The 7,152-nt window shown below is 40.6% G+C and carries 5 protein-coding genes and 2 pseudogenes; 3 read left to right on the forward strand and 4 right to left on the reverse strand.

Annotated features, from left to right (window positions below; translation table 11 throughout):
* From ACFFAP_RS33750 to ACFFAP_RS33760, 3 genes and pseudogenes are all read right to left on the reverse strand, one after another.
* Positions 1-442: pseudogene (locus ACFFAP_RS33750) on the reverse strand (hypothetical protein); the annotation flags it as partial.
* A gap of 120 nt (positions 443-562) precedes the next feature.
* Complete coding sequence (locus tag ACFFAP_RS33755; RefSeq protein ID WP_375515303.1) at positions 563-1,066, reverse strand: hypothetical protein; 504 nt, start codon at positions 1,064-1,066, stop codon at positions 563-565.
* An 11-nt stretch (positions 1,067-1,077) separates the two neighbouring features.
* Positions 1,078-1,521, reverse strand: coding sequence for a LemA family protein (locus ACFFAP_RS33760; RefSeq protein WP_375515304.1), 444 nt, complete (start codon positions 1,519-1,521; stop codon positions 1,078-1,080).
* Between the two features lie 304 nt (positions 1,522-1,825).
* Here ACFFAP_RS33760 and ACFFAP_RS33765 point away from each other — a divergent pair, with 304 nt between their 5' ends.
* The 3 genes from ACFFAP_RS33765 (at position 1,826) to ilvB (ending at position 5,839) form a co-directional block, all read left to right on the forward strand.
* Complete coding sequence (locus tag ACFFAP_RS33765) at positions 1,826-2,419, forward strand: hypothetical protein (protein ID WP_375515305.1); 594 nt, start codon at positions 1,826-1,828, stop codon at positions 2,417-2,419.
* Between the two features lie 111 nt (positions 2,420-2,530).
* The gene (locus ACFFAP_RS33770) at positions 2,531-3,793 is read left to right on the forward strand and encodes an MFS transporter (RefSeq protein WP_375515306.1); all 1,263 of its coding nucleotides are present in this window, start codon (positions 2,531-2,533) and stop codon (positions 3,791-3,793) included.
* Positions 3,794-3,925: 132 nt separating this feature from the next.
* On the forward strand, positions 3,926-5,839 hold the full coding sequence (gene ilvB, locus ACFFAP_RS33775; RefSeq protein ID WP_375515307.1) for a biosynthetic-type acetolactate synthase large subunit: 1,914 nt from the start codon (positions 3,926-3,928) through the stop codon (positions 5,837-5,839).
* Between the two features lie 145 nt (positions 5,840-5,984).
* Here ilvB and ACFFAP_RS33780 read toward each other — a convergent pair.
* A pseudogene (locus ACFFAP_RS33780) lies at positions 5,985-6,851 on the reverse strand (Rpn family recombination-promoting nuclease/putative transposase).
* Positions 6,852-7,152: the final 301 nt, after the last annotated feature.

The raw sequence follows: 7,152 nt of genomic DNA on the forward strand, positions 1-7,152 counted from the left end.
GGCTAGAAAATGTTTCAAATGCTGCACTATAAAAAATTATCCAAGCCCAAAAAAGGAATAAAAAGACTAATAAATAACAGAAAAAGAAAATGATAAATCCAAATGGTATTAATATTATTAATTCAGCTGCAAGTTTAAAATACAAACTAGTTTCGCTAGAAACTTTAATAAAAGGAGATATAACTGTAAAAAACCTAATTAATATAATTGCAAGAGATAAAAAAACTAGATGAGCAGTAAAAATAGATAATAAAACTTGTTTCCTATGAGCTTCAAGTGTTTTTAATTCACTCAATAAATTTTTTTGACAAAATACTTTGAATTCTTTTATTGTTTTTGGTATAAATTTTTCAAGAATATGTTCGGGTTGTTCTGGCAAGGTTTCGCTTGGTGTTTGTAGCTTAACTTCTGATTCAGTGGGGTTTGGTGGAGTCGCAGACACATCAATATTATCTGTAAATAGGTCTGTAAATAAAAGTTTTCTTGCCCATTTTCTCGTTGCTTCGTCTTCATTAATCAGGAGTTGATGACAAAGAGCGATCGCTTGATTAATTTGCCCATTTTATTGATATGCTTTTATCAGCCATTTGTGTGCTAGTAAATAGTGTTTTGTAGCCGGAGAAGCGGCTTTGCAAAAAATATTTAATGCTTGGATTGCTTTTTTATAGTGTTTTTTAGTAATAGCTTCATACCCAGTGTTTATCAGTTCAGTTGCTTGTGCAGGAGTGAGTAAACTTTTAGTTGAATTTAGTGATGATTTTTGTGCTGTAGGTTTAGCTTCTGGAAATATTTCGGCAAGATAGTATTGTGCTAATATCTGAGTTGTTTGATGTTTACTGTTGTTCAGTTCTTGGCATAAGTTAATTGCTTTATCAAAGCGTTCATTGTAGAGGTATGCGTCTAAAAGCAATACTCGTGCATATAAATATTCTTTTGTATTTGTTTCTGCATTATTTTGGAAAAAACTTTCCAAGCCCTGAAGTGCCAACTTATAGTTTTTGTATGCTAATAGTTTAGCTATTCCATTTAATAATTCCTGATTGTGTGCGGAACTAAATTTTGGCATGTTTTTTAAAATTATTTATGGTTTATTTCAATATTTACATTATTTCTTGCTTGTGGATTAGCTTGAAACTGCAATTTTAATTGATATTTCATCCACGAAGCTATAATATTTGTCGGAAACATTTCTACGGCATTATTATATTCAGTTACAGCAGAGTTATAAAATCTTCTAGCAGCAGAAAGTTGTTCTTCTACTTCACTCAATGAATATTGTAATTTGATAAAATGGTCGTTTGCTTTTAATTGGGGATATGCTTCAACTATTACTATAATTTTGCTTAACATTCTCGAAATTTGGTCTTCTACAGCCACTCGGCTATTATCACTTAAGTTTTTGGAAGTTGCTCTACTTGTGAGTCTGCTAATTTCTATCAATTTTTTTTGCTCAAATTGCATATAAATTAGAGCTAAGGTAACAAGTCTAGGTATCAAATCGCTTCTTTTTTGCAGAATCACATCAACAGTAGAAAATGCATTATTAACTTGATTTTTTGTAAATTAAACTGTTAAATATAATTATAAAATTAATTATTAAAATAAAGCTGAGAATAAATAGATAAATAAACATTTTGTTTTTAGAATTAATCTAATATTATTTGTAGTTCTAAGTAATATTTTTTTAAATAGTATTTTTTCGGAAAAATATGTGAAGAGGCTATAATTTTCTCAGTAAAAACAAGGTAATATATATAAAAGTTACTTGATTTTTTAAAAAGCTCTGTACATCGGAAGAGTAAAAAAATCAAAGGTTGTGTAAAAGATGAGTATAATTATTTGCCCTGGAATTCATGAGCCAGAGTTAACTGAAAGCTTTAGAGTAGGATTGTTAGATTTAGTTTCTAATAGCGCGATCGCACACAATCCCCCAAATATACTGGTTTATCCGGGTAAAGATGTTTTGGTTTTATCAGCCTTGCACATTGTGCAGTTTTTGCGCGTTAGCGTAGCTCACCGCAGGTATAGCTTGACCGGCTCTTTAAAATCACCAATTATATTTATTAGCTTTAGTGCTGGCGTAGTCGGGGCAATAGGGGCAGCGCATTTGTGGCAACTCTTAGGTGGTCGTGTCAAAGCGTTTATTGCTATAGATGGATGGGGAGTACCACTACAGGGTAATTTCCCTATTCATCGGATAAGTCATGATTATTTCACCCATTGGAGTTCTAGTTTGCTAGGTAGTGGGCAAAATAACTTTTATGCACAGCCACCAGTTGATCATTTGTCAATTTGGAAATCCCCCCAAACTGTACAAGGCTGTTGGGTAGATTCGTCTATTGAGATTATTCCACCCAAAGGTCGTCTGACAGCAGCTGAGTTTTTGCTTATGCTGTTAAAGCGCTATGAAGCAAATTAATCCGGACAATGGAGTAAGTAAACAGGAGTTAGTCATTAGTCATTGGTCATTAGTCATTGGTCATTACTTCCCCGACTCCCCACTCCCCATCTACCTAAAGAAAGTATCTAAATGTTTCCAACTGAACCTGCTGCTGTTAATAACGGGTTTGGCGCACTGCTAAAAAACCGTGGTTTTATGCTCCTGTGGATTGGACAACTCCTGTCCCAGTTAGCAGATAAGGTCTTCTTCGTTTTGCTGATTGCTCTGCTGGAGAACTACCCACCGCTTCCAGGGTTGGCACACAACTCAATGTACTCAACCTTGATGCTGTCCTTTACAATACCAGCAATTTTGTTCGGCTCTGCTGGTGGTATCTTTGTTGACCGTTTGCCAAAAAAGCTGATTATGGTTGGCTCAGATATTGTGCGGGGAATATTGACGCTGTGTCTTCCCTTATTGCCACGACAGTTCCTGATTTTGTTAATCCTGACTTTTGCCATTTCCACAGTGACGCAGTTTTTTGCACCAGCTGAACAAGCAGCGATTCCCTTGTTGGTAAAGCGAGAAAATTTGTTGGCAGCCAATGCGCTGTTTAGCAGCACGATGATGGGAGCTTTAATTGTTGGTTTTGCAATAGGAGAGCCAATTTTGAGTTTGGCGAAAAGCTTGATGGGAGAAAAATATGGTCAAGAGGTTGTGGTTGGTGGATTATATATATTATCGGCTCTGATCATCCAGCCGATTAAGTTTAAAGAACCCAAACAACCAAAGGAACATCGGGTGTCAAATCACCTTTGGGCTGAATTCACCGAGAGCCTGCGCTATCTCAAGAAAAATCCTTTGATCTTGAACGCCATGCTGCAACTGACAACTTTATATTGTGTGTTTGCAGCGTTAACGGTGCTGACGATTCGATTAGCCGAGGAGTTTGGTCTAAAAGAAAAACAGTTTGGCTTTTTCTTGGCAGCCGCAGGGGTGGGTATGGTATTTGGTGCGGCAATTTTAGGTAACTGGGGTGAGAAATTGCATCGCAAACCTCTACCTTTAATTGGATTTTTGATGATAGCACTAGTTTTAGGGGTGTTCACTTTTACGCACAACTTATTGCTGGCGCTAGGACTCTGTGCATTTTTGGGTGTAGGTGCTGCCTTAATTGGTGTGCCCATGCAAACTTTAATTCAACAGCAAACACCACCTACTATGCACGGTAAAGTATTTGGCTTTCAAAATCATGCCGTCAACATTGCTCTGGCGTTACCTCTGGCGATTACTGGGCCATTAACTGATGCTCTGGGCTTGCGAATTGTACTTGTAGCAATGAGTATTGTTGTCGTAGTTGTGGGTGTTTGGGCTTGGCAAAATACCCGCCGAGTCTTGCAAGACTTAATTTAATTAATGTAGGCTAATAGTCTAGCTTTATATTTAATATATAAAATTCCCGAAATTTAATTGAACTTTTCAATTAAAATGAAATCTTAACTACAGAATTCAGCATTAATTTTAGCTATAGTCTGAGGTTTGGCCGTGCGTTCACTAAGTGTCTCCGTAGGAGAATCGCTTTCCCAAATTAGTCTCCCACAAACCGAGAATCACAAACAGTCTGGGACTTCTAGTCTGCCAGTCGTGCCCAAACGTGCATCTGGCGGTTTTGCTCTGCTTGACAGCCTTCATCGCCACGGCGTTGATTATATTTTTGGTTATCCGGGTGGGGCAATTCTACCAATTTATGACGACCTGTATAAGGTGGAAGCAACTGGTGCTATAAAGCACATTCTCGTGAGACACGAGCAAGGCGCAGCCCACGCCGCCGATGGTTACGCCCGTGCAACTGGAAAAGTAGGAGTATGCTTTGGCACTTCTGGCCCAGGAGCAACTAACTTGGTAACCGGGATCGCCACCGCCTACATGGATTCAATCCCGATGATTGTAGTCACAGGACAGGTAGCACGTCCGTCCATTGGTACAGATGCGTTTCAAGAAACCGATATTTACGGGATCACCCTACCGATCGTCAAGCACTCCTATGTAGTGCGTGACCCCAAAGATATGGCGCGAATTGTCGCCGAAGCCTTCCACATCGCTAGCAGTGGGCGTCCGGGGCCAGTTTTGATTGATGTCCCCAAAGATGTAGCTTTAGAAGAATTTGACTATGTGCCTGTAAAACCAGGTTCAGTAAAGTTACGCGGTTATCGTCCCACAGTGAAGGGGAATCCCCGGCAAATTAATGCCGCGATCCAGTTGATTACTGAAAGTCGCCGTCCGCTATTGTATGTGGGTGGTGGTGCGATCGCAGCTGGTGCCCATGAAGAAATCAAACAACTAGCTGAATTATTCGATATCCCTGTCACCACAACCTTAATGGGGATCGGTGCCTTTGACGAACATCATCCCCTAGCTTTGGGAATGTTGGGGATGCACGGCACCGCTTACGCCAACTTTGCCGTTAGTGATTGTGATTTGCTGATTTGCGTTGGCGCTAGATTTGACGATCGCGTGACAGGCAAGTTAGACGAATTCGCCTCCCGCGCTAAAGTAATTCACATCGACATCGATCCGGCAGAAGTCGGCAAAAACCGCATTCCTGAAGTGCCTATCGTCGGCGATGTGCGGAACGTGTTAGTAGACTTGTTGCGTCGCTGCAAAGAAGCAGGGGTAAAGGCTACACCGAATCAAAACCAAGAGTGGTTAAATTTAGTTAACCGTTGGCGCGATGAGTATCCTTTAATAGTGCCGCAACATCCCGACAGCATTTCACCCCAAGAAGTGATTGTAGAAGTTAGTCGCCAAGCACCCCAGGCTTTCTACACCACAGATGTCGGACAGCATCAAATGTGGTCAGCACAATTCCTGAAGAACGGGCCGAGGCGCTGGATTTCTAGTGCTGGTTTGGGAACGATGGGTTTTGGCTTACCTGCGGCAATGGGCGCGAAAGTAGCGTTTCCTGATGAAGAAGTCATTTGTATTAGCGGGGACGCTAGTTTCCAAATGTGTTTGCAAGAACTTGGTACACTTGCACAATATGGGATAAATGTCAAGACAATAATTATCAATAACGGCTGGCAAGGGATGGTGCGCCAGTGGCAGCAAGCCTTCTATGGTGAGCGTTACTCATGCTCAAACATGGAAGTAGGGATGCCAGATGTAGAGTTGTTAGCAAAAGCATACGGGATTAAAGGCATGGTAATTAGCGATCGCAGCCAATTAAAAGATGCGATCGCCGAGATGCTGGCACACAAAGGCCCGGTGATATTGAATGTCCACGTCACCAGAGACGAAAACTGCTATCCAATGGTAGCCCCAGGCAAGAGCAACGCTCAAATGGTCGGTTTGCAAAAGCAAGCGCCGAAAGCGCCAGCAGAACCAGTGTATTGTAGTCACTGCAATGCAAAAAATGCTCCTACACACAACTTCTGTGCTGAGTGTGGGACAAAGTTGTAACGCTTTTTGATAATTCAGACCAGATACGAAATGTAGGGGCAATTCATGAATTGCCCCTACGGTAAATTAAGGCTTTCACAGCCTTTTTGCGTAAGTCCTATAGGAATTATGTAGCTTGCTTCTCGCCGGAGCCGAGTATTACGAATTACGAATTATTTGAATCTTCCTGATTAGGTTGAGGTAAAGAGATATTTTCTAAGTAATTGACTAAATCACTTTGACTGGAGAAATCCAACAGCGCCTCAGCTAACTCCTCTAATTGAGTTATAGATAAAGTGCGAATCTGCTGTTCTATCTCTGATTCAATTGCATCAAACCGACGTGTTAAAAGACGCATAATCAGTTGTAGCGCCTCCTGTTTCTTTCCTCGTTCTTCTCCCTTTTGCAGAATATCTTGGGAAATCACAGATTCTTGCATAATTTCCTCTCCCAAAAGCTGTGTAATCAAACTTTTGTCAAACCGCAAACCAGCCAAAACCTGTACGCAAGCTGATATATTTTGTCACTCCTCTGTTTCTTCAATCATATCGACACTAGCAGCAACTTGAGTTAACAAGTCTGCCGGTGAGTCGGTTCTGGCTAATGTCGCCAGTGGTAAAAGTGCAGGGTTAGCTAGCAATGGTATGGGATCTTCTTCCCATAAACGAATCACTCGATACGAGTGTCTGGTATTTTTATCTACATACTGGGTATTAAAAACAATTTCTGAGGAGGTGGCTTGCAAGAAAATCAATACCTGCTCAATCTCACACCAGTATTCTCGCCTTAATCTGGTGTAATAATCGAGCATCCGAAAATCAAGGGGAGTTTTGGATTTGGGTGTAGTTTGAAACTCTAAATGTAAAATTTTGTTGGAGATTTGCAAAAATGTCACCGAATCAGCACGAATCGGTTCGAGGTTGAGTTCGGTTTTGAGTACTTGAGTATCTGAAATGTCAGATGAAAGTAACCATCTAGCAAAGTCACCAGGGTATTTTTCGGCAAGATATTTGCAGGTGTTGTCGTAACTCAAAGGCGATCGCTTGTCTCGCGATCAGCTTGTTTTATTTCTACTATAGTGCGAATTGTATCAACGAATAAGTTGAGGGAAGTTACCCCACCCTAACCCTCCCCTTATAAAGGGGAGGGAACTAGATTTCTTTTTTCCCTCAATATATCGGGGGGATTAAGGGGGGTAATTCGACTTGTATCTACACCGTAGCTTATAAAGGGGAGGGAATTAGATGTTCTAGTTTCCTCTTTATAATGTGATTTTAGCGTTCGCATTTGTTGATTCGGCGTACGCATTTGTTGATTCGGCGTACGCATTTGTT

Source organism: uncultured Nostoc sp. (assembly GCF_964245575.1).
In the GTDB taxonomy this organism is placed as follows: Bacteria; Cyanobacteriota; Cyanobacteriia; order Cyanobacteriales; family Nostocaceae; genus Nostoc.